General features: G+C 46.3%; 21 protein-coding genes and 1 tRNA gene. All 22 read right to left on the bottom strand.

Features of this window, described 5'->3' with window-relative positions; all coding sequences use genetic code 11:
- Positions 1-81 precede the first annotated feature (81 nt).
- The 22 genes from ilvD to tsaE all read right to left on the bottom strand — a co-directional run bounded on the left by ilvD (position 82) and on the right by tsaE (position 23,855).
- Positions 82-1,758, bottom strand: coding sequence for a dihydroxy-acid dehydratase (gene ilvD / locus HMPREF9124_RS08375; RefSeq protein WP_009427716.1), 1,677 nt, complete (start codon positions 1,756-1,758; stop codon positions 82-84).
- A gap of 125 nt (positions 1,759-1,883) precedes the next feature.
- Positions 1,884-2,834: a bile acid:sodium symporter family protein gene (locus tag HMPREF9124_RS08380; protein WP_036598061.1), complete on the bottom strand. Its 951-nt coding sequence runs from the start codon at positions 2,832-2,834 to the stop codon at positions 1,884-1,886.
- A 265-nt stretch (positions 2,835-3,099) separates the two neighbouring features.
- A complete protein-coding gene (locus HMPREF9124_RS08385; protein WP_009429058.1) occupies positions 3,100-4,980 on the bottom strand; it encodes a threonine--tRNA ligase in 1,881 nt (626 codons plus the stop codon).
- Between the two features lie 77 nt (positions 4,981-5,057).
- Complete coding sequence (gene gltX, locus HMPREF9124_RS08390; protein ID WP_009427952.1) at positions 5,058-6,512, bottom strand: glutamate--tRNA ligase; 1,455 nt, start codon at positions 6,510-6,512, stop codon at positions 5,058-5,060.
- Positions 6,513-6,531: 19 nt separating this feature from the next.
- On the bottom strand, positions 6,532-8,625 hold the full coding sequence (locus HMPREF9124_RS08395) for a polyribonucleotide nucleotidyltransferase (protein ID WP_009429941.1): 2,094 nt from the start codon (positions 8,623-8,625) through the stop codon (positions 6,532-6,534).
- 283 nt (positions 8,626-8,908) lie between these two features.
- Positions 8,909-9,175, bottom strand: coding sequence for a 30S ribosomal protein S15 (gene rpsO, locus HMPREF9124_RS08400; RefSeq protein ID WP_009428902.1), 267 nt, complete (start codon positions 9,173-9,175; stop codon positions 8,909-8,911).
- A 228-nt stretch (positions 9,176-9,403) separates the two neighbouring features.
- Positions 9,404-11,035 (bottom strand): bifunctional riboflavin kinase/FAD synthetase, encoded by a 1,632-nt coding sequence (locus HMPREF9124_RS08405; protein WP_009428293.1) that lies wholly within the window; start codon positions 11,033-11,035, stop codon positions 9,404-9,406.
- An 83-nt stretch (positions 11,036-11,118) separates the two neighbouring features.
- Positions 11,119-12,102, bottom strand: a complete 984-nt coding sequence (locus tag HMPREF9124_RS08410) for a DHH family phosphoesterase (RefSeq protein WP_009428169.1) — start codon at positions 12,100-12,102, stop codon at positions 11,119-11,121.
- 11 nt (positions 12,103-12,113) lie between these two features.
- On the bottom strand, positions 12,114-12,530 hold the full coding sequence (gene rbfA, locus HMPREF9124_RS08415) for a 30S ribosome-binding factor RbfA (protein WP_009428156.1): 417 nt from the start codon (positions 12,528-12,530) through the stop codon (positions 12,114-12,116).
- 156 nt (positions 12,531-12,686) lie between these two features.
- A complete protein-coding gene (gene infB / locus HMPREF9124_RS08420) occupies positions 12,687-15,353 on the bottom strand; it encodes a translation initiation factor IF-2 (RefSeq protein ID WP_009428854.1) in 2,667 nt (888 codons plus the stop codon).
- Positions 15,337-15,663, bottom strand: a complete 327-nt coding sequence (locus HMPREF9124_RS08425) for a L7Ae/L30e/S12e/Gadd45 family ribosomal protein (protein ID WP_009535975.1) — start codon at positions 15,661-15,663, stop codon at positions 15,337-15,339. The genes infB and HMPREF9124_RS08425 overlap by 17 nt, the downstream gene beginning before the upstream one ends.
- Positions 15,653-15,919 (bottom strand): RNase P modulator RnpM, encoded by a 267-nt coding sequence (rnpM, locus tag HMPREF9124_RS08430; RefSeq protein WP_009427925.1) that lies wholly within the window; start codon positions 15,917-15,919, stop codon positions 15,653-15,655. The genes HMPREF9124_RS08425 and rnpM overlap by 11 nt, the downstream gene beginning before the upstream one ends.
- A gap of 29 nt (positions 15,920-15,948) precedes the next feature.
- Entirely contained in the window at positions 15,949-17,088 is a 1,140-nt protein-coding gene (gene nusA / locus HMPREF9124_RS08435) for a transcription termination factor NusA (RefSeq protein WP_009427884.1), read from the bottom strand.
- Positions 17,089-17,153: 65 nt separating this feature from the next.
- Positions 17,154-17,495 (bottom strand): ribosome maturation factor RimP, encoded by a 342-nt coding sequence (gene rimP, locus HMPREF9124_RS08440; RefSeq protein ID WP_036598063.1) that lies wholly within the window; start codon positions 17,493-17,495, stop codon positions 17,154-17,156.
- 282 nt (positions 17,496-17,777) lie between these two features.
- Positions 17,778-17,851 (bottom strand) — tRNA-Arg (locus tag HMPREF9124_RS08445).
- A gap of 100 nt (positions 17,852-17,951) precedes the next feature.
- On the bottom strand, positions 17,952-19,205 hold the full coding sequence (locus HMPREF9124_RS08450) for a bacterial transcriptional activator domain-containing protein (protein ID WP_009429274.1): 1,254 nt from the start codon (positions 19,203-19,205) through the stop codon (positions 17,952-17,954).
- A gap of 108 nt (positions 19,206-19,313) precedes the next feature.
- Positions 19,314-20,072 (bottom strand): 2-C-methyl-D-erythritol 4-phosphate cytidylyltransferase, encoded by a 759-nt coding sequence (gene ispD / locus HMPREF9124_RS08455; protein WP_009429094.1) that lies wholly within the window; start codon positions 20,070-20,072, stop codon positions 19,314-19,316.
- A 187-nt stretch (positions 20,073-20,259) separates the two neighbouring features.
- On the bottom strand, positions 20,260-21,279 hold the full coding sequence (tsaD, locus tag HMPREF9124_RS08460; RefSeq protein WP_009428322.1) for a tRNA (adenosine(37)-N6)-threonylcarbamoyltransferase complex transferase subunit TsaD: 1,020 nt from the start codon (positions 21,277-21,279) through the stop codon (positions 20,260-20,262).
- A gap of 15 nt (positions 21,280-21,294) precedes the next feature.
- Entirely contained in the window at positions 21,295-22,200 is a 906-nt protein-coding gene (locus HMPREF9124_RS08465) for a ribonuclease Z (RefSeq protein WP_009428073.1), read from the bottom strand.
- The gene (gene rimI, locus HMPREF9124_RS08470; RefSeq protein WP_009428595.1) at positions 22,201-22,641 is read right to left on the bottom strand and encodes a ribosomal protein S18-alanine N-acetyltransferase; all 441 of its coding nucleotides are present in this window, start codon (positions 22,639-22,641) and stop codon (positions 22,201-22,203) included.
- Between the two features lie 21 nt (positions 22,642-22,662).
- On the bottom strand, positions 22,663-23,430 hold the full coding sequence (gene tsaB, locus HMPREF9124_RS08475; RefSeq protein WP_009428704.1) for a tRNA (adenosine(37)-N6)-threonylcarbamoyltransferase complex dimerization subunit type 1 TsaB: 768 nt from the start codon (positions 23,428-23,430) through the stop codon (positions 22,663-22,665).
- Positions 23,427-23,855, bottom strand: a complete 429-nt coding sequence (gene tsaE / locus HMPREF9124_RS08480; protein ID WP_009429226.1) for a tRNA (adenosine(37)-N6)-threonylcarbamoyltransferase complex ATPase subunit type 1 TsaE — start codon at positions 23,853-23,855, stop codon at positions 23,427-23,429. Before tsaE ends, tsaB begins: the two co-directional genes overlap by 4 nt.
- Positions 23,856-24,164 lie beyond the last annotated feature (309 nt).

Here is a 24,164-nt window from a genome sequence, read left to right on the forward strand (position 1 = left end):
CCTCCTACAACACGAAAAAAGAGGTATACTCTCTTGTATATACCTCTTTTAGTGTACACGATTTGGCTAAATATGCAAGATTTAATTCCAGCCCTTCGGGAGCTCCAAAATAGCCCCTCTGTTTCCACTAGTAACCAGTGCCTGATAGCGAAGAAGATAGCCCTCCGTCACCTTCGGTTTTCTGGGTTTCCAAAGTTTTCTTCTTCTTTCCAACTCTTCCTCCGAAACCTTCATATCGAGCTTATTTTTTGGAATATCAATGGAAATAATATCGCCTTCTTCTACCAAAGCAATTGGTCCGCCGACAGCCGCTTCCGGAGAAACATGACCGATAGAAGCTCCCCGCGATGCACCGGAGAATCGACCGTCGGTAATGAGTGCAACAGTACTACCGAGTCCCATTCCCATGATGGCGGAGGTGGGGTTTAACATCTCGCGCATTCCCGGGCCGCCCTTCGGTCCTTCATAACGAATCACGACCACATCCCCGGGATGAATTTTTCCGCCTTTAATGGCAACAATCGCATCGTCCTCACAGTCAAACACTCTCGCCGGACCTTCGTGAACCATCATTTCGGGAGCTACAGCGGAACGCTTTACCACACCGGTATCCGGGGCGAGGTTTCCCTTTAAAACAGCAATGCCTCCGTTTGGCATAAAGGGATTTTCGATAGGGCGAATAATCTCTTCATCCAGATTCCTTGCCTTTTCGATATTTTCTCCCGTTGTTGCCCCCGTAACCGTAATACCGTCCAAATGCAGAAGATTTTTCTTCGACAGCTCCTTCATAACTGCAGAAATACCGCCGGCTTCATTTAAGTCCTCCATATAGGCGGGACCGGCAGGTGCTAAATGGCAGAGATTCGGTGTCGTATCGGAAATTTGGTTGGCATATTCCATATCCAGGTTAATGCCGCATTCATGGGCTATTGCCGGAAGATGCAGCATCGTATTCGTAGAGCAACCGAGAGCCATATCCACACGCAGAGCATTTTCAAAACTGTTTTTCGTCATGATGTCTCGCGGACGGATATTTTCCTTCAACAAATGCATAATCGCATATCCGGCCTGCTTTGCGAGCCGAATACGAGCCGAATACACCGCCGGAATCGTTCCGTTTCCGGGAAGTGCCATACCGATGACTTCACTTAAGCAGTTCATGGAGTTTGCAGTGTACATCCCCGAGCAGGAACCACAGGTAGGACAGACATTTTCCTCGTAGAGCTTGAGCTCTTCCATACCAATTTTTCCGGCCTCATATTCTCCCACCGCTTCAAACATGGCGGATAAAGAACGCTTCTTTCCATGTACCTTTCCGGCAAGCATGGGTCCGCCTGAAACAAAGACGGTCGGTACATTAACACGGGCTGCCGCCATAAGGAGTCCCGGCACATTTTTGTCACAGTTCGGAATCATGACCAATGCATCAAACTGATGAGCCTTTGCCATACACTCCGTGGAATCCGCAATCAGATCTCTTGTCACAAGAGAATACTTCATGCCCACATGGCCCATGGCAATCCCGTCGCAGACCGCAATCGCCGGAAATTCCACCGGAAGGCCGCCCGCTTCGGCAATGCCCATTTTCACCGCCTCACAAATCTTATCCAGATTGATATGTCCCGGAACAATTTCATTGTAGGAACATACCACGCCGATCATCGGCTTCTTCATTTCTTCCTTGGTATAACCCAAGGCGTTAAATAAACTTCTATGTGGCGCCTGTTGCACGCCTTCCCTTACATGATCACTATTCATTCAATCCTCCTGAAATACGCTAAGAATAACGCAACTCTTCCATAATACTACAACAAAAACTCAATTTAGGAATATTCCAAAATGAAACTGTACTTTAAAGAAAACACGTGAGCATGCTCTTCTGCTCAAATCTTTCCGCCGTGCTTGGAGCTATAGTTAAAAATATTGGCAAGAATTGCTCCCGAAATATTATGCCATACGGAGAAGACCGCTCCCGGAACTGTTGCGAGAGGGTACTGGGCAAAGTGAGTTGCCGCAAGGCTCGTCGCTAGCCCGGAGTTCTGCATACCCACTTCAATGGAAATAGCACGGCACTTCGTGGTATCCAGCTTCAGCACTCTTGCTGCAAGGTAACCGGTGAGGTAACCCAGTACATTATGGCAGATCACTACACAAACTATCAAAAGACCGTTCTGCATGATTCGGGCAGAATTCACGGAAACTACCGCTGCAATAATGAGAACAATCGCGGTTGTGGAAATTAAGGGAAGCGCTTTTACCGCTTTCTCCGTTACTTTGCTAAAGAAACGGTTTACCACAATTCCGAGAATAATCGGCACAAGAACCACTTTGATAACGGAAATAAACATCCCGACCACCTGTACATCTACCGTCTTTCCGGCATAGAGCAGCGTAAGAAGCGGTGTCATAAAAGGTGCCAGAATAGTGGACACGGAAGTCATGCAAACCGAAAGGGCAACATCTCCCTTGGAAAGATAGGTCATAACATTTGATGACGTTCCCCCCGGACAGGTTCCCACGAGAATAACGCCAATCGCAAGTTCCGGTGAAAGACGAAATACCTTGGTAAGAAGAAAAGCCAATAATGGCATCAGGGTAAACTGTGCCACTGCCCCGATAATGACATCTCTCGGTCTCTTAAAGACATCCGTAAAATCCGACGGTTTCAGAGTAAGCCCCATTCCAAACATGACGATGCCGAGTAAGGTATTAATCCATGCTGTCTTAATAAAAGATACGCTAGACGGAAAAAAGAGAGAAATGGCAGCCACGAGAATCACAATCAGTGCCATCCACTTACTCACAAAATCACTCAACTTTTCTAATACTCTCATACAATCCTCCTCTCGGACAAGCCCCCTCTTTTGCATTGTCCTATTCCAAATAGCTCTTCCCCTATTCCCGATATGTACGGGATATAAAGAAAATAAAAAAGACTTCTCTTTATACATGCGTAAAAGCATAAAGAAAAATCTCTTTTATAATGTTTGCTATTTTATCGCGGCTTTCTCACTTTCGCAAGAAAATGCCGCAATTTTACTATACAGATTCGGAATAGGAGCTATATAGAAGATCTCTTCTCTTCGCTAAAACAATCTTTTAGGAAAAATCGTCTGTAAGCTCCAAGGTATGTTCTTTCTGCATCTTCGCGCAGACCTTTAAGAATACATCCAAGGGAACATTGTTAACCTGCTTATTGGAGCCTCTCATATTGATGGAAACGGTATTTTCCGCCATTTCCTTATCTCCCAGAACAAGGATATACGGATCCTTATAGTTCTTGTAGGTCTTGATTTTCTCCTTCATATTCTTGTCCGTGTAGTCCACCTCGGTACGAATTCCCATCTCCGAAAGAGCGTCGTAAACTTTCTTTGCATACGTGTTGTGCTCTTCCCGGATTGGTACGATTCCCACCTGCTCCGGAGAAAGCCAGAAGGGGAAACTTCCCTTAAAGTTCTCTATAATAATCCCGATGAATCTTTCCAAGGAGCCATAAATCGCACGGTGCAGCACAACCGGCATCTCCTGTTCTCCCTCCGCATTCTGGAAGGAACAACCGAAGTTGTGCGGAAGCTGGAAGTCAAGCTGTACCGTTCCGCACTGCCACTCTCTTCCGAGAGCATCCTTTATCTGGAGGTCAATCTTCGGACCATAGAAGGCACCGTCTCCCTCATTAATCTCAAAACCGCCTTCCCCGTATTTATCGGTCAGAATCTTCTTTAAAGCAGCCTCTGCCCTGTCCCAAACCTCGATATCTCCCATAAAGTCTTCCGGTCTTGTGGAAAGCTCTGCACGGTAGCTTACGCCGAAGGTATTGTATATTTCATCCGCAATGGAGATAATATCGGCAATCTCCGCCTCAATCTGGGACTCCATAACGAAAGTATGGTCGTCATCCTGCCGAAACTCCTGCACGCGGAAAAGACCGTTCATCTGACCGGATTTCTCCTTTCTGTGCAGAACATCGTACTCAGAATAACGAATCGGTAGCTCCTTATAAGAACGATTTCTTCTCTTGTAGGTCAGCATGGCATTCGGACAATTCATCGGCTTTGCTGCCATGGTATCGAGATTTTCACGATTGTAAATTACGGAACCGGCCTGAATCTTCACCGTCTTTTCCGGAAGACTCGTGTCATTCGGGTTCTCCATCACGCCGGAAAGGTCTGCATCGGCCTTCAACCAACCGGAAACTCCGGGCACCATAAACATGTTGTTGATGTAATGAGCCCAGTGGCCGGAAATCAACCAAAGCTTCTTATTGTTAATAAGCGGTGCGGAAATCTCCGTATAACCGTGTCTTCTCTGTACCTCTCTGGAATACTGAAGTAGCGCCTGATACATCTTCCAGCCTCTCGGAAGCCAATAAGGCATACCCGGTGCAGTCTCGTCGAACATAAAGAGGTCCAGTTCTTTTCCGAGCTTCTTGTGATCTCTTTCCTGTGCTTCCTGTAACCACTTCAAATGTTCCTTCAAAGCATTCTTATCCGGATAAACAAAGAGGTAAACTCTCTGCAACTGATCTCTATGCTCATCCCCTCTCCAGTAAGCTCCGGAAACGGACTTTACCTGGAAAGCCACATTCATCAGTTCCTGAGAATTCTCTACATGGGGTCCCCGGCAAAGATCCACAAAGTCATCTCCGGTATGATACACGGAAATCACCTCTCCATCCGGAAGGTCCTCTATTAATTCCTTCTTGAACTTCTGCTTTGCAAAAAGCTTCAAAGCATCTTCTCTGGAGAGTTCTTCCCTTGTCCAAGGTTCTCTTCTCTTAATGATTTCCCGCATCTTATTTTCAATTGTCGGAAAATCTTCCTCTGTTAAACTCTTGGGAATCCAAAAATCATAGTATGCACCGTCCTCAATCTGCGGTCCGATGGCATACTGCACTTCCTCACCGTAAAGCTCAATCATTGCCTTTGCTAAAACATGGGCAATGGAATGTCTGTATCTCTCTAAAAATTCTTCTCTTTCCATAATTTAACCTCATTTACTTACTTTAAGCGTTCGCCTCAGTTCTTACACCTTACGCAATCCCTTTTGCTTTTCTTTCTTTATGCGTTTGCTTCCAATCTGGCTACGGCCTTTTTCAGTCTGCCAAGAGACTCCTCTTTTCCGAGTACGGAGAGAATCTCCGTCGCTCCTGCCGGCGTCATCATTTTTCCGGAAAGGGCAATGCGAATCGGCCACATGGTGAATCCCGTCTTATAGCCTTTTTCCGTACTGAACTCCTGTAAAACACTGTAAAGCCGGTCATTACTGTAATCCGTTTCCTGCTCCAAAAGAGGAAGGACCTCTTTTAAAAGCTGTAAAGAATTCTCCTCGGTTGTCTTCGCCTTCTTATTCTGATAGAGAGAAAGGGCGTAGTCCGGCACTGCCTTAAAGAAGGCTACATGCTCCGGAATATCCGGGAAAATCTCAATACGGCTCTTCACCATCTCGGCGATTTTCTTTAAATCCACCTTCTCCCCGGCAGCCTCCTTCAGATAGGGGTAGGCTCTCTCATAGAACTTATCGAAGTCCATCTTCTTAATATACTCTCCGTTCATCCAACGAAGCTTTCCCATATCAAAGACGGCAGGGCTCTTCGAAATTCTGTGATAATCAAACTCCCGGACGAGATCCTGCAACGAAAGAATCTCTTCATTTCCTTCCGGACTCCATCCAAGAAGCGCAACAAAGTTCACAACCGCTTCCGGCACAAAGCCCTGGTCAATCAAATCCTCAAAGGAGGAGTGCCCCGACCGCTTCGAGAGCTTCTTGTGATTCTCATCCGTGATTAACGGACAATGCACGAGTTTCGGGGATTCCCAGCCGAAGGCATCATAGAGTCTCTGATACTTCGGGCTGGAGGAAAGATACTCATTTCCACGAACCACATGAGTAATCCCCATTAAGTGGTCGTCTACGACATTTGCAAAGTTATAGGTCGGGAAGCCGTCGGACTTAATCAGCACCATATCGTCCAGTTCCGTATTTTCCACAGTAACATCCCCGTAAAGCTCGTCATGGAAGGTCGTTGTTCCCTCTGTCGGGTTATTCTGCCGGATTACATAGGGAAGACCCGCTGCAAGCTTCTCCTCTACCTCTTCTTTCGAAAGAGCAAGACAATGCTTGTCATAGTGCATCAGAATTTCTCCGTTTACCTCCGTCTTTAAAGACTCAAGCCGTTCCTTATCGCAGAAGCAGTAATAAGCTTCTCCCTTTTCCACAAGCTCCTTGGCATACTGCATATAAATGCCGGTCTTCACACGCTCGGACTGCACATAGGGGCCGCAGGAGCCGGGATTGTCCGGACCTTCATCCCAAAAAAGCCCCGTCTCTTCCAGGGTTCTGCGGATAATCTCCACAGCCCCCTCCACTTCTCTTTCCTGGTCTGTATCTTCTATGCGAAGAAGGAAATCTCCTCCCTCATGCTTGGCAATCAAATAGGCGTACATCCCTGTACGAAGATTCCCTACATGCATCCTTCCGGTGGGGGAAGGCGCATATCTGGTCCTGATTTTCATAAAAGCCCCCTAACTTAAATTATTCTGCTAAATCCTGCGGTCTCATGGAAAGGTTGATTCTTCCCATCTTATCCACCTCAATAACCTTTACGCGTACCTTGTCGCCGATATGCACAACATCCTCCACCTCATTCACTCTCTTATCGGAAAGTTTGGAAATGTGCACCATGCCGTCCTTTGTCGGGCTGAGCTGCACGAATGCGCCGAAATTCATCATTCTGACTACCGTGCCTTCCAGAATCTGACCCGGTTCAATATCATTTACGATGGAAAGGATAATCTCCTTTGCTCTCTCTAATGCCGCGAGGTCGATTCCGGAGATGGATACCATGCCGTTGTCATCAATATCAATCTTTGCACCGGTCTCCTCGATAATGGCGGTAATCGTCTTACCCTGCTTACCGATAACATCTCCAATCTTGTCGGTCTCAATCTGTAAGGTAATAATTTTCGGTGCATAGGGAGAAAGCTCTTTTCTCGGCTCGGCAATCGCATCCTTCATAACACCGTCCATAATAAAGAGTCTGGCCTCTCTGGCTCTCTTAATCGCCTCTTCCACGATAGGACGGGTTAAACCGTGAATCTTGATATCCATCTGGATTGCCGTAATACCGTCTCTTGTTCCCGTAACCTTAAAGTCCATATCGCCGAAGAAATCCTCAAGGCCCTGAATATCGGTGAGTACCAGATAATCCTCGTCACTCTCTCCGGTAACCAGACCGCAGGAGATTCCCGCAACCGGCTTTCTGATCGGAACACCGGCAGCCATCAAGGACATGCAGGATGCACAGGTGGATGCCATGGAGGTGGAACCGTTGGACTCCATCGTCTCGGAAACAGAACGAATCGCATAGGGGAACTCTTCTACAGGAGGAAGCACCGGAATCAAAGCCTTCTCTGCGAGAGCACCGTGTCCGATTTCTCTTCTTCCCGGACCTCTGGAAGCCTTTGCCTCTCCTACGGAATATCCCGGGAAGTTGTACTGGTGTAAATAACGCTTCTCCGTCTCAAATTCATTCATCCCCTCTACCTTCTGTACCTCGGAAAGCGGAGCAAGGGTGGTCACATTTAAAATCTGCGTTTGTCCTCTCTTAAACATGGCGGAACCATGAACTCTGGGAAGCAAATCCACCTCCGCCTCCAACGGACGAATCTGGTCAATTGCTCTTCCGTCCGGTCTCTTATGATCTTTCAAAATCATTTTCCGAACCGTCTTCTTCTCGTACTGGTAAATAGCATCCGGAAGAATCGCAAGCGCTTCCTCGTCATCCTGAAAAGCCTCTACCAAGCGCTCACTGAGAGCGGAGATGTTGGCATCTCTTTCCTGCTTCTCATCGGTAAATACCGCCTTTTCCATCTCTTCCGGCGTTACCACGGTTTTCATTTTCTCGAAAACAGCCTCGGGAATGGCGGAAGACTCATAGCTGTGCTTCTCTTTTCCGCACTCTGCGATGATGCTCTCGAAGAAGCCGATAATCTGCTGGTTTGTCTCATGCGCAAGATAAATTGCCTCAATCATCTTTTCTTCCGGAAGCTCATTCGCTCCGGCTTCAATCATGATGACCTTCTCTTTTGTCGAAGCAACCGTGAGGAGCAGGTCGGAAACCGCCTTCTCTCCATTTCCCGGGTTCAGAATAAACTCCCCGGCAATCATGCCCACCTGCGTCGTTGCACAGGGGCCGTCAAAGGGTACATCGGAGATTGCTGTTGCAAGAGAAGAGCCAAGCATCGCAAGAAGTTCCGGAGAAGCATCCTGGTCCACGGATAAAACAGTGTTGTTTAAAAGAACATCATTTCTATAGTCTTTCGGGAACAGCGGACGCATCGGGCGGTCTATGACTCTTGCCGTGAGAATCGCATTGTCACTGGCTCTTCCTTCTCTCTTCTTAAAGCCGCCGGGGAACTTTCCGACAGCATACATCTTCTCTTCATACTCTACGGAAAGAGGAAAGAAATCGATGCCGTCTCTGGGTTTCTCCGATGCGGTACAGGTAGAAAGCACGGTGGTGTCTCCATAGTGCATCATAACCGCTCCATTACTTTGTGCACAGACTCTGTCCACATCTACCGTGAGCATTCTGCCTGCCAGTTCCATTGAATAACTTTTGTACATAAAGCCTCCTTTTTTCTTCTTTCCTTCGGAAGCTCCAAAAGCACTGAAAAAGCTACGAAATTCGTCTATTTTTCAGTGATCTCGGTTGCCTTCCAAAGGAAAATTTTGATGAAATAACTGATAAATCATTATACTAAAGGGAAGAAGTCGCCGCAAGGGTAGGATTTAATATAGCAAAGTATTCCAAATGATTCCGCGTCCTTTCCGATGCGTTTTTCCTCTCCTTCCTTAGGAAAAAGCAAAACAGGGCAGAAGGGATAATCCCCTCTGCCCTGAAAGTTTCTTACTTTCTGATACCCAGCTTCTCGATCAAAGCTCTGTATCCGTTTAAGTCTGTCTTCTTTAAGTAGTCAAGAAGTCCTCTTCTGTGACCAACCATCATCAAAAGTCCGCGTCTGCTGTGATGATCCTTCGGATTGCTCTTTAAGTGCTCGGTAAGCTCTACAATTCTCTCTGTAAGAAGTGCCACCTGAACTTCCGGTGAACCGGTATCTCCGGGCTTTCTTCCGTACTTAGCAACCAACTCTGCTTTCTTCTCTTTTGTAATCATTTTTTCTCCTTCTTTGCGCTCTACGCAACTCTCACGAAAAACGGAACAAGCGTCGGAGTGCGCTTTGCTACGTCTTCGCGTCATAAAAGTTTCCGGGATTTCCCTTTTTGGAAAATCTCTCTGTGAAAAAGCACGAGAAGCCTTTTCACGAGAAAGTATGATACTGTATATCCCTCCCGCTGTCAAGGTTTTCCGGGAGTCACAAGTTCAAGTCCTGGAGTCACAAGTTCAAGTCCTATCTTTTCGGAATTGCTCTACTGTAAGCAAATCCTCCTTTAGCTGTGCTTTCAAAGCATCCAGATTCGGAAAACGCTTTTGCTCCCGAATCCTCTCTAAAAAGCTGATTCGAATCTTTTCACCGTAAATCTCTTTATCAAAGTTAAGAAGGTGGCTTTCGATAGTCAGAGGATTCTCTTCGGAAATACTGGGGTTTTTTCCGATGTTCGTCATCGCATCATATTCTTCTCCCCGGGCCATAACTCTCGTATAATACACGCCTTCCTTCGGGATGAGCTTCCCTTCTTTCGGGAAAATGTTCGCTGTCGGAAAGGACAGGCTTCTTCCGATAGCCTTCCCGTGCACTACGGTTCCATTGATGCTGTAGGGTCGTCCGAGAAGAGCTGCCGCTTCTTCCACCCTTCCCTCTTCCAGGGCCTTTCGGATATAAGAGCTCGAAATTTCCACCTCCTCTCCGGCAGGGCTCTTTGTCAGCACTTTATCCACCACCGTCAGCCTAAAGCCGTATTTTCCCTGCAGATTTTTCAGAAACTCTACATTCCCCGCTCCCTGATAGCCGAAGCTGCAGTCCGTTCCCACCACAAGATGCTTCACCTTTAAGGCGTCGATAAGAATGATTCTCACAAAGTCCTCCGGACTCATGCGCGCCGCTTCCATCGTTAAGGGATAGAGATAAACCTCCTGAAAACCGGCATTTTTCAAGCGGGTAAAATGCTCATCCTCCGTGGAAAGCATTTCCTTTCTTCCCTGCAAAAAGAAACTTCCTTTTTCCATCGTAAAGGAAAGAACCGCAGGCTTTAAGCCTTCTTCCTCTCCAATGCGGAAAACGGAAGAAAAGATTTTTTGGTGTCCCAGATGCACACCGTCAAATTTTCCGAAGGTCAGCACTGTCGGAACCTTACTGTATAAAGCCGGCTTCAGAAAGGAAGAAAGCGCTCCTTCCTTCGTATATCGTTCGATTTCGGAGAGTGTCTTACTCTCTTTCAAGTGAAATTCTCCGACCTCTTCCCGGGTAAGCGCCGACATACAAGCCTTCGTTCCGAGCTTTTCTCCTATTTCCGTACAAAGTGTACGAATATAAGTGCCCTTAGAGCATTTTACACGAAAAGAGATTCTTTGGTGCTTTCCCCGGCAGGAAAGTCCTTCGAAAGGTTCCGGTTCTGTAAGGGAAAGGAGCTCTATGGAGAAAATTTCAATCGGAGAAGGCTTTCTCTCTATCACGATTCCTTCTCTTGCCATACTGTAAAGCCGCTTCCCCTCTACCTTCTTGGCGCTGTACATGGGGGGAATCTGCTCTCTTTTTCCAAGAAGAGAATGGAAGGCGGATAGAACTTCTTCTTTGGTAACACAGTTCTCCTCTTCCGATAAGCGCTTTCCCGTACTGTCCTCCGTATCCGTCTCTACGCCGAGGAGGAGCTCCGCCCGATAAACCTTCACTTCACTCATAAGGCTGTCTACCAGCTTGGTTGCTTTTCCCACACAAACAAGAAGCACCCCTTCAGCCATAGGATCCAAGGTGCCGGCATGTCCCATTTTCTTTTCACGGAGAATTTTTTTTAAAGCTCGGAGCACGTCAAAGCTCGTCATCCCCGCTTCTTTATTGACATTGATGATTCCATCCATAATCTGTACTTACTATACCCTTATCTTCTCCTTGTGAAAAATAGCCTATGGATTCTTACTTATAAATCAGGATTCCTTATTTATTACTGCTTATTGCTCGGAAAGTCCGGCGCATCCATCTGCTTTCTGAGTTCCGCTATAATCTTTTCCAAAATCGACGCTACATCACCTTTCAAGCTGCAACCTGCCGCCATCTCATGCCCGCCTCCGGAAAAATAGGCTGCCACAGCGGAAACATCCAGCGACGTATTGTTCGAGCGAAGGCTCACCTTATAGGTATTATTCCCAACCTCATAGAGGAAAATCACGCCATCCACCTCTTTTGTTTCCCGAAGGACGCTGACAATGCCATCCACATCTTTCTGATCCACGGAAAAACTTTCCATGTCTTTCATGCTGAGAGAAGAGGCGAAAATCCGATCCTCCATATAGAGTCTTCCGTCTAAAAGCACTTTTCCCGTAACACGCTGCTGGTTGACCGTCTTCATAAAGAAACCGTCATCAATAATCGAGGAAAAGGCGATCCCCTTATCCATGCATTTTCCTGCAATCTCCATCGTATGGGAACTTGTAGATGTATACTTAAAGACACCGGTGTCATGAATAATTCCGGTATAGATACAGGTCGCCACTTCTTTTGTGAAATACCGTTCATCCATCAAATCAAAGCTGATTTCACAAGTGCTGGAGGCGTCAGGCAGGATGGTATGATGCGGAAACTCTTCCCCACTACTCGTAATATGATGATCCACAACATAACGCTCCTTGGCATTTTTAGCAAGACGCCCATACTCTCCCAGTCTGTCATATCCTCCGCAATCACAGATTAAAGCCAAATCAAACTCTTCCTTCGGGACGTCGTGCCGAATCTCCGAAAAGCCCGGAAGATAAGAAAACTTTGAGTTGGCTTCCATCAAAAAAACCGTCACTGCTTTTTCCGGAAAACGAGTCTTAAGATAATTCTTCCACCCCAAGGTAGACCCCAGGCAATCTCCATCCGGGCGAGTATGCCCTAAAATACAGATTGTTTTTGCCTTTTCAAAAAGGCTATCTAAAGCTTCTCTCATTTTTCCCCTCTCTATTCATCCTCTTCTTTATAACGATTCTCTTGATTAACAGCCTCCCCGACAGGACGTGCCTCATCTTCCAGTTTCACCTTATTTATCAAGGCATCCATACGGGAACCGTACTCTACAGAATGATCCGGAACAAATTGTAATTCAGGAGTATGACGAAGATTTAAGCTTTGTGCCAATTCTCTTCTTAAAAATCCGGCAGCAGCCTTCAAGCCTTCAATGGTCTTCCCCAGACTCTCTTCACTTCCAAGGCAGGAAACATAGACCTTGCAATACTGTAAATCAGGTGTTAAATCCACCCCCGTCACATCACAAAAAGGAGATACACGACTGTCCTTTACTTCGTTCCGAATCAGAACGGACAGATTTCTCCGCACATCTTCATTTCTTCTTTGATTCTTAAAACTTTGCCTTTTCAAGCTTCACCTCTTCCTTATTCACATCAGAACGAACGAGATAACGCGCTTCGCAAGTGATTTCGTTCTGGACAAGATGCCTCAGTATTCTCCTCAGCCACTTGTTGAGAACGAAAAAGCTGTGAAAGAGTAAAGATATCCTTCTTTCACAGCCTTCTTTTATCTCTTTACTTCTTCCATGATATAAACTTCTAACTGATCTCCCTCTTGGATGTCGGTATAGCCTTCCAGAACAATACCGCATTCCTGCTTGGTTCCTACTTCCTTTACATCATCCTTAAAGTGTCTTACGGAAGCAATATTTCCGTCAAAGAGCTGCTCGCCGTCTCTTGTAAGACGCGCCTTTGCTCCTCTTTGTACCTTACCGTCCGTAACAAAGGATCCGGCAATCACCCCTACTCCGGAGGACTTAAAGATCATCCGTACTTCAGCGTGACCGATGACCTTCTCCTCAAAGACAGGAGCAAGCATACCCTTCATCGCCAGTTCAATATCTTCAATTGCCTTATAAATAATGTTGTAGAGACGCACGTCTACATTTTCTCTTTCGGCAATATCCTTCGCTGTAGCATCGGGCTTCACATCAAATCCGATAACAATCGCATTGGATGCAATGGCAAGATTAATATCGGACTCATTGATGGCACCTACGCCGGAATGAATCACCTTAACCTGTACTTCCTCATTCTGAATCTTCTGCAAGGAATCGCGAACCGCCTCAACGGAACCTTGTACATCAGCCTTAAGCACTATCGGAAGATCCTTCAGCTCGCCTGCCTTAATCTGGTCAAAGAGTGCATCCAGGCTGACTTTCTTTCTGGACTCTTCCACCATTCTCTGCTTACCTTCGGAAACAAAGGTATCCGCATAGGCTTTCGCCTCTTTTTCATTATCCTTCACTTGGAAGATTTCTCCGGCATTCGGCACGGAATTCAGTCCCAAAATCTCAACCGGCATGGATGGCGTTGCCTTCTTGATTCGTCTTCCCTTGTCGTCAATCATGGCACGAACCTTACCGAAGGCGGATCCTACAGCCACAACATCCCCGACATGAAGTGTACCCTTCTGTACCAAAAGACGGGCAACGGAACCTCTACCCTTGTCGAGCTCCGCCTCAATCACTACGCCATAGGCTTTACGGTTCGGATTGGCCTTGAGCTCCAAAACATCCGCCTGCAAGGCGATATTTTCCAAAAGATTTTCCAAACCTTCCCCGGTTTTCGCGGAAACGGGGCAACAGATGGTACTTCCGCCATAATCTTCCGCAACCAAATCATAAGCCATGAGCTCCTGCTTTACCTTCTCTACATTTGCCGTAGGTTTATCAATCTTATTGATGGCCACAATAATCTCGGTGTTGGCAGCCTTGGCATGATTAATTGCCTCTATCGTCTGCGGCTTAATTCCGTCATCGGCAGCCACAACCAGTACGGCAATATCCGTCGACTGTGCTCCACGCATACGCATAGCGGTAAATGCCTCATGTCCGGGGGTATCCAAGAACGTAACGACTCTCGACTCACCGTTCACCTTGACGGAAACCTGATAAGCACCGATAGACTGTGTAATGCCGCCATGCTCCCTGCTGGTCACATTGGTGTTTCGAATCGCGTCCAGAATGGACGTCTTACCGTGATCGACGTGTCCCATAACAACAACGACAGGGGGACGGGGCTCCAAATCCTTCTCCTCATCGACCTCGGAATCCTGCACCAGCTCCGCAATCACATCAACCTTTTCTTCCATTTCGCAAAGGATGTCGTATTCTACTGCAATATTCTCCGCTTCTTCATAGGAAAGTTCGGTGTTCAATGTGACAATCTGTCCTTTTAAGAAGAGCTTCTTGATGATATCGGCAGACTTCTGCTTCATCTTTTCCGCCAATTCTTTAATGGTAATCACTTCAGGAAGAGTGATAGACTTGATGGTTTCTTCTACCGTTTTTACGACTTCCGGCTTAATAAAGGCACCTTTTCCGGTCTTCTTTACCTTAACCTGGTCATCTCTTTCATAAGACTGCGTTGCTCCGTACTTATTCTGCTTTCTTTGTGCTCTGTTCTTCTGGGAAATCGTTGCCTTCTCATTTTCAAAGCTCTTGTTCCCGTAGGTCTTCTTTGCAGGCTTGACCGCATCGTGCTTCACACGGCTCTGCTTCTCCACAATTTCCGGTGCAAAGGACTGTGCTGCGGGCTTCTTCGCCGCCTGAGCCTTGCCTCTTCCTCCGTCAAAAGACCTTCTGTCTCCGTCCTTGGAAAAATCCTTGTCCTTCGAGAAATCTTTTGCAAAGCCGGGCTTTCTGTCTGTCTTTGGAAAAGCGGAGCTTCTGCGCTCTACTCTTTCCTTGTCAAAGCTCTTTTCTCCGCTATCCTTGGAAACGGCATGGGCAACAATGCCGGAGAGTTTATTGACCTTGGGTTTCATCGGCTTTTCTACAGTCTCCGCCTTTTCTTCTACGGCCTTCTTTGCCGCTTCTTCCGCTTCTCTCTTTGCCGCTTCTTCTCTTTCCTTTTGCTCCTGAAGGAGTCTCTCCTCTTCGAGCTTCTTCTCCTCTTCCGCCTTCTTTTTCTGGATTGCATTTAAGGTCTTGAGCGGAGTAACCCTTGCCGTTCCCGGAGGAAGCGGTCTTCCGTTGGGAGACTTCTTCTCATCCTCTTTCTTTTCCTGTTCCTTGGCTTTCTTTGCCTTATCAGAAAATTTCCCGCTCAGAGGGTGATTTTTATGATTGACAGAATTTTGAGAATGAAAAACTACAGCCAACTTTTTCTTCTTGACTGTCCCTTCCTCTTTATTCTCCGTACTTCCCTTTGCTTTATTCTCCTCTAACATCCGCATTCCCTCCATTCATAAAACCGATTATTCTCTCTCCGAAGCCTTCATCCTCTATTGATAGAGAAGAACGCATTTCCTTACCGATGATTTTTCCCAGCTCTTCCTTGGTTCCAACCCGAAAAAATGGAATCTTGTAATGAAAACAACTGTTTTCAAACTTTTTTATCGTATTCTCCGAAGCGTCCCCGGCAACCAGTACAACACGGGCTTTCCCTTGCTTAATGGATTTTTCCACAGAAAACTCTCCTGCCTTAATCTTACCCGCCTTCATGGCCAGACCGATTAATCCGTACATTCTATTTTGCAATTTCTTCAATTTCCTCTCTCAGCTTCTTTAAACTGTCTTCCGGAATATTCTCCTTAAAAGCTCTGAAAAAAGCCTTTCGTTTTTCCGCTTTTTCCAAGCAGGAAAGCATGGGACAAAGATAAGCTCCCCGGCCGTTCTTTCTACCGCTGACATCTACGGAATATGTTCCGCCTTCTTCCCGCACGATACGGAGAAGTTCTTTTTTGGATTTTTTTTCATTGCAGCCGATGCAAGAACGTAAAGGTTCTACTTTCATTTTTCCTCCCGGTCATCGTCTTACGGAATTTACTCTAACTCTCCATCCTCATAGGATCCTTGCTCATCGTACTCTGTATCGGAATCGCTTTCTCCGTGATAATCGATTCCCATTTCATCAAAGATTCCCTGCTCCTGAGCCTGAGACTCGGACTTGATATCAATCTTATAGTTGGTAAGCTTTGCGGCAAGACGGGCATTTTGTCCTTCCTTACCGATAGCCAAAGACAATTGATTATCCGGAACAATTACCAAAGCATCCTTATTATCCTGATCCGCAATAACGGCAATCACCTTTGCAGGAGACAATGCATTCTCAATGAGGTAAGCAGGGTTCTCATCATAATTGATGATATCTATCTTCTCTCCTCTTAACTCCTCTACAATGGTGTTCACTCTGGTTCCGTTTAATCCTACACATGCACCTACCGCATCCACATCATCATCATGCGATAAGACTGCCATCTTCGTACGGGATCCCGCTTCTCTGGAAATGGCTTTAATTTCCACGATTCCTTCTCTAAGTTCGGAAACCTCGTCAAAGAAAAGCTTTCTAACCAGCTCCGGATGTGTTCTGGATAACATCACCTTCGGTCCCTTCGGATTATCCTTGACCTCTACCACATAAACTTTGATTCTCTGATTCGGAAGGATCTTCTCTCCCTTAATCTGCTCTCCTTCTCCAAGGTAGCCGTCTACCTTCCCGAGATTTACAATCAAGGCTCTTCCCGTATCCTTCTCCACAACACCCGATACCACCTGTTTTGCCATGGAATAGTACTCTTCATACAGAATCTTTCTTTCTTCCTCACGAATCTTCTGTACTATAACTCCTTTTGCATTCTGTGCAGCAATACGGCTGAAGGATTTGGAGTCAATCGGAACCTGTACCGTGTCTCCCGGCTCATACCCCGCATCAATCGCTCTGGCATCCTCTAAACTGATCTGGGTGTTGGGATCCCCTACAACTTCGACAACCGTCTTATCCGCAAGCAGAGAAAATTGTGCAGTTTCCGGATTCATGCTGACTCTGACATTGTCAGCAGAGCCGAAGTGATTTTTACACGCAGTCTGTAAAGACAGCTCAATTGCTTCAATAATCGCCTGCTTTGAAATTCCCTTTTCCTTTTCCAACATATCCAGTGCCAAGCGCAGTTCATCATTATTCATTGCTTTACTCCCCCTTCTTTTCCGTCCCGAAAAGAATTCTATCTACTATGCTATGTTTAAATGTTCTATTCCTCTTCATCCGTTTCATCGACGATTTCTTCATCCGTTTCTTCGCCGATTTCTTCGCTGTACAGTTCATCACCTTCCGAAGGGTTATCCTTAAATCCCAAGGAGCAAACCTCCAGAATATACTCTTCAGCAATAAAATCCTCTTTATCCAGCCACTTGGACAGCCTTCTGGAAACCATTGCACAGTCGTTCACTGTCATATCTTCCTCATCCTGTCTGTAAATAAAGGCACGAAGATAATGGGTTCCGGCCTCCTCAGTGAAGGTTACACTATCCAAGATATAGCCCATTCCCGGAAGAATCTCTTCTAAATACGATTTGGTTCTCTCTACTTCCATGCAATACCCCGTTTCATCCATGCTGATTAGGAGCGAATCCGCCCCTTATCATGAAAAGGAGCAAGCCTAAGCTTGCCCCCTCCAAGTCACAACAGAAATACTTTAAGCATTTTAGCATAGGCAAAACAAAAATGCAAGTATTTTTACTCCTGTATTCTATAGCCTAAAAAACGAAATAACGCACGCTTCGCGAGCAATACTCGTTATGAACAAGATGTCTCAGGCTCCGCCTTAGCCACTTGTTAAGAATAAAAAAGACCCTTCGATAAGGAAGAGTCTTTATGCGTGCGACAGGATTCGAACCCACGACCTTCTGGTCCGTAGCCAGACGCTCTATCCAGCTGAGCTACGCACGCTTGCTGAACAGAGGAAATTGTATCAAAACGACAGGTCGGTGTCAAGTATTAAATTCTTTCCATACATCAATTAAATTCATGCTTTCCATTTCCGGAATTCTTATTCTTCAAACTGATTGTTCCGCTCCAAAATTCCCGGAATCTCGGCAAGAGATACAATTCTGTAACGGAATTCCGCTCTGGAACCGGCAAGTTCCTTTACTCTTCTGGAAATTCTCTGGTAAATAATCGCGCAGTCCTCTCTCTTTGTTCCGATCAGTAAAATCAAGTACTGAGAAGAAGAATACTTGGTGTAAACATCTCCTTTTCTTAAGCCCTCGGAAAGAGATTGCTCGAGAATCTCCGCTCTCGCATTCAGCTTTTCCTGGTTCTGAATCGGCTTTCCCTCATAGTCCACCAGTGTGCAAAGCATCATGAAGATGGAAGAGCCTCTTCTCTCCAGATTTCTCCTTAAAACGTGATAGATGTCAATAAAACTGGTAAACGGACAAAGGTAAGCCCCCATTTTTCTGGCACCCATCTCACTCTTCAGTTTCTCATCCTTACGGACAATATTGGCCTGAATCTGGCGAATATCGTCGGTTACCACACGGACATTGTCGGAAAGTCTTTCATAGCAGGAGCGAAGCGCTTCCGGAATGGGTACTTCCAATTCATCCTGATAGTAATGCGCACACTTCGTGTAAAGCTCGTATGCCGTCTTGTAATCCTTCTTTAAAATCAAGGCATCAATCATCTCAATCTGCCATCCGTTATCCGGATAAATCTTGTTGGCCTTGTCATAGATTTCAAAAAGGGATTCATAGTCTTCCTGCTCTTTAAAATACTCTCCCAGAAAGTCTACCACATCATCATACAATCTCTTTAAGCGAACGCTCTCCAAGATAACCCAGTAATCCGTAGCAAACTCAGGAAGGAGCTCTCCCTTATAAAGCGCAAAAGCCTGCTGATAATAGGAAAACTTCTTCTCCGGCTTTTTTTCATTTTTCGCTTTTAAGCAAATATCCTCGAACTCATGCACATCCAAAACATAATCATAGTTCGGATCATATTCCGGTGCATACACGCCCCTCTTCCCGTCGATGATTTTTTTCCCGGGCATACCCGCTTTCTTGAGCTGTGTTCTGGCCTGATGAAGAAGATTGTTCAAGCTGTTATTTTCATCCAGAAGAGCCTTATGCCCAAAAACACCGTCAATCAAATCTCTCTTGGACACACCGCCCAAGCCTCTTAAAAAAACAATTTCAGACAACTTCAAAAAGTTAGCCTTATTGTTTGTCCCCAAATCCAGCTTTTTCTCTCCGATGCTTAAGGAAAATCCACCTAACATTTGTACATAAATCTTCGTCTTCATCTTCTCTTCCTTATTGTCCTTTATAAAATTTACGATAATTATATACTTATTTTAAGAGTGTTTTTTAAGATTGTAAAGTCGAAAAATTAAAAAGTCTTATTTTATAGGTCAATTATACAAAAGCTGTATATCTTCTTGCACTGTGATTTTTTGATTCTTCTCTTCGCCCGGAACAAGTTTTACCTTCTCCTCGGAAAAAAGCTCGATAACCATGGCATCATCGGTGATTTTCTTTTTATAGAGATCCCGCTCAGCCAGAAATTTCTGATAGGCGGAAAGAAGTAACGGAAAAGTAAAAGCCTGAGGCGTTTGAACGGAATAGAGTAAATTTCGTTCGAGGCTTTCCCGAACAACCCCATCCTCTACCAGCTTAATCGTGTCCTTCACGGGAAGACCGGGAATGACAGCTTTTGCAATTCGGCTTTCCCGGTATAGTCTTTCCAACAAATCCTCCGTAAAAAAGGGGCGAGCCGCATCGTGAATAAAAACCGTCTCTTCCGTCTGAGCAGGAACTGTATTCTCCTTTCGCTTCTCTCCTTCCATGTAGGAGATTGCCCGATAGACCGAATCGAAACGCTCTTCTCCGCCCTTTACCGCGCGAACATTCTTCTTTTTACGCCAGCCCTCTGTTTCAATTATTTTCTCTACTCGTTCCTGATCTTCCGCGCCGACAATCAAAAGAAGTTCTTTGCATCTTTCCCAAGCGAGGAATCGCTCTACCGAAGCATAAAAGAGAGGTTTCCCGTGAAAGGGCAGAAACTGCTTTTTTTCTTCCGTATGCATTCGCTTTCCGGACCCCGCCATAAGGATTACGGCCGTTACGGCTTTCTTTTTTCTTCCATTCTTTCTTCTCCCCGGCCTATTCACAAATACTTGCTTTCCATTTTATTGAATGGCTCTTCTTGGTCTTTTTGGACAGTCTATCCTTCTCCCTTTATAGAGCAGAATCTCTTCTCCCTTTACAAGACAGTATAGGAATCTCTTTTTACAAGACAGTACAGGCATCTCTTTTTACGGAACAGCTTCCCTGCCCTGCCCTGCACCCTCTGCCGGCTTAGCCCTCCGTGAGGGACAGGGAGGGATAGGCATTTACCGAATAGTCGGCAAAGTTTCCGTTCTTCCACTCGTAATAGCCTGCTGCCGCAATCATGGCCGCATTGTCGGTGCAGAGAATGATCTTCGGAGAGTAAAAAGAAATTCCTTCCTTCTCCGCCTTTTCCTGCATTTTCTCCCGAAGCTTTCCGTTTGCGGAAACACCGCCGGCAATGGTCAAGCGGGATACGCCGAGATTCCTGCAAAGACGGACGGCCTTTTCCGAAAGCACCTCTGTCACATTTTCCTGAAAAGAAGCACAGAGGTCCGCCACATGCACTTCCTCGGAAAGCATCTTCTTCCTGTTCATCTCGTTTAAAACCGCGGATTTTACACCGGAAAAGCTGAAGTCATAGGGAGAGTCTTCCATTTTCGCCGTCGGAAAATGAAAGGCTTCGGGATTCCCCTCCTTCGCTATCTTTTCCAGCTTCGGTCCGCCGGGATACCCCAGTCCCACCGCACGAGCCACCTTGTCAAAGGCCTCTCCCGCAGCGTCATCTCTCGTTCTTCCATAGATTTTAATTTTTCCGTAATCCTCCACAAGGAGCAAATGGCTGTGCCCGCCACTTGCCACAAGGCATACAAAGGGCGGCTTACAATCCGCATGAGAAATATAGTTTGCCGCAATATGCCCCTCAATATGATGCACGGGAATGAGCGGTTTTTTAAGAGCGTAAGAGAGAGCCTTTGCCTCGGAAACACCGACAAGCAGGGCTCCGACAAGCCCCGGCCCCACCGTGACGGAAATTCCCGACAAGTCGGAAAACCGGATTCCCGCCTCTTTCACGGCAAGCCGAATGACCTCGTCTATTTTCTCCAAGTGATTTCTTGACGCAATCTCCGGCACCACCCCGCCGAATTCCGCATGAAGCGCCACCTGCGAAGAGATTACATTGGAAAGCACCTCTCTTCCGTTTTTTACTACGGCTGCCGCGGTCTCGTCACAACTCGTTTCTATTCCTAAAAGCAGTATGTCCTGCATTTTTTCCTCCAAAAACTAATCCTCAAAAAGAATTTCCCGGCTCCAACCGTCCTTTGCAAACTTGACCGGAAAAATATCCTTGAACTTGTCCTTATATTGCTCGGGATAAAGCTCGGACGGAGAATAGTGGGTAAGCCACATCTCTTTCGGCTCCGCCTCTCTTCCGAGCCTCGCCGCCTCTTCCATGGTCATATGCTTATGTTTTTTGGCATTGCCGGCCTTATCCTCTTTGCCGTACATCCCTTCGCAAATAAATAAGTCCGCACCCTTAGCCATCTCGGAAATTCTCGAGACCGGTCTTGTGTCCGTACAGTATACTACGGAAATGCCCTTTCGTGCCTCTCCCATCACCATATCGGGAGTGAAAATCCTGCCTTCCCATTCCACCGTTTCTCCATGCTGCAGCCTGTTCCAGCACCGAAGCGGAACCCCCTGTTCCTCCGCTCTTTCCACGGAAAATTTCCCTTTTCTCGGAATCGAAAGACGGTAGCCGTAGCAGGGAATACTGTGTTGCACCTTGAAGGCTTCTATCACAAAGCTCTCCGATTGAAAAGTTTCGACTTCTCCCGCAATTTCCACGTACTCTAAGGAAAAAGGAAGTTCCGGGGCAATCATTCTAAGACCGTCCACCACTCTCTTTAGCCCCTTGGGACCAATCAGACGAACCGGCTTCGTTCTCTCCGCATTTCCCATGCTGAGAAGCATTCCCGGCAGTCCCGAGATATGATCCGCATGATAATGCGTGAAGCAAATCGTATCAATCGGATAGGGACTCCAGCCTTTTTCGCGCATGGCTATCTGTGTTCCCTCACCGCAATCTATCAAAAGACTGGAGCCGTTGCAGCGCGCCATAAGGCTCGTGAGCCATCTCTTCGGAAGCGGCATCATGCCTCCGGTTCCCAGTAAACTTAATTCCAACATTTACTCTATAATCCTTTCCATAAGAAGAGCATCCTCTACAGGATCCCGGTAGTAGTCCTTTCTTCTTCCGAAGGTCTGAAATCCCAGCGCTTCATATAGGCCTCTTCCCGGGAGATTCCCCTCTCTCACCTCTAAAAATACCTTTCCTACGCCTTCCTTTTTTCCAATACGGAGAAATTCTTCCAGAAGCAGACGTCCATAGCCTTTTCCTCTATGCGCTTCTCTCACTGCAATGCTCTCCAGCTCCGCTTCCGTACCGAGCAGACGAAAAATGCCGTAGGCTATAATTTCTTCTTCCTCAACAAGAACGAGCGCCTTATCGAATTTTCCGGAAAGCGCATAGAGAAAATCCCGCTCGCTGTATGCCATGGAGCGAAAAATCTCCCGGTCCAAAGCAAGGATTTCTTCCAAATCCGCCTCTTGCATTTCCCGAAATAGCATTTTCCCTCCTCTATAAAACCACTAAACCGGATAGTTTTTCGCGCTCAAGCGATCTTCCGTCTTGCCAACCTTCTCCGCACACTCTTCCTCAATAATCTGAAAATCCTTCAACTCTCCCGCCTCTTTCTGGCGTTCCGCCTGCGGCTTTCGTAAATATTCCAGATGGAATTCTTCTCTCTCACCCGCATTCCACTTTCTTTCCGCTAAAAGCGTGAGGGAAGAGGCCCTTTGTAAAAGGGAAGAGCCCTCCGGAAAAATCAGTCTTTCTTCCCCCAAAACAGCACAAATCTCTTCTTTATAGCGAAGCACGCCGTCACCGAGAAAAATCTGTTTTCCCTCTAAAGACTCTGCGAACTCCAGTACCTCGGAGAGAGGACAAGCCTGTTCCTCCCGAAGAAGCTTTTCTCCCAGATAGCTTCCCGTATAGACCTGTCCCCTTCTTGCATCCAGTATCACATGGATAGGAAGCGAGATATAGCTTAAGTTTTCTTTCAGCATCTCCAAGGTGCTGATACCGAGAATCGGAATCCTTCTCTCTAAGGCAAGTCCCTTTGCCGTAGCTGCGGCAATACGTAAACCCGTAAAAGATCCCGGCCCCTTCGTGCAGGCAATCAAATCAATTTCCTCGATGGAAACCTTCGCCTGCTCTAAGAGGGAAATACAGGCAGGAAGGAGGGTTTCCGAGTGGGTAAGTCCGAGGCAAAGCGTAATCTCTCCAAGGAGCTCACCATCCCGAACCAGTGCTACGCCGGCCACTTTTCCGGAAGCATCTATTCCTAAACTGATCATTTTCTTTCTCCCATACAAATCCTTCTGTAGTCGAAGCCTTTTTCCAAGTCCTTTTCTATAGTAATCCACTTGGCATTTTCCGGAATTTCTTCCTCAATCTGACTCGCCCACTCGATAAGGCAAATCGCATCCCCGCTAATCATTTCCGAAAAGCCGATTTCCTGCAGTTCCTCAACATCCTCAATTCGATACACATCGAAGTGGTAAAGCTTTTCTCTTCCCTGATACTCTTTTACAATGGTAAAGGTCGGAGAATCCACAATTTCCTCTATCCCAAGTCCCTTCGCAAAGCCCTTCGCAAAAACAGTCTTGCCCGTTCCGAGCTCCCCCTCGAGACAATAGATCTCTCCCTTTTTTGCTTTTTCTCCAAGCTTCTTTGCAAGCTGAAAGCTCTCCTCTTCCCTTCCGCTTTCCCAAATATCCATTATTTCTTCCTCTTGGCTTATTTTGTCCGGCAAATTCCTTTAGGAACTATAGCCCGGAGCAAAACTTCCGTTCTCTTATTTCTTCTTTCTCTCTATATTCTTTATGAAAAATGGGGCTGTAAAAAATCAAAATAATAAATAGATTTTCGGCAATATAGGTCTGAATGAGGGGTAGTCTGAGCCCGTCGGTACTTGCGAAAAACAAGAGAATCGAAGTTTTTCGCTTAGTATCCGCTACGTGGCGAAGCTAGCGAGAGCGTGCCCCAAATTCAGACCTATATTGCTTAGAAAACTATTTTGATTTTTTAC

The sequence above is a fragment of the Oribacterium sp. oral taxon 108 str. F0425 genome (assembly GCF_000214455.1).
In the GTDB taxonomy this organism is placed as follows: domain Bacteria; phylum Bacillota; class Clostridia; order Lachnospirales; family Lachnospiraceae; genus Oribacterium; species Oribacterium asaccharolyticum.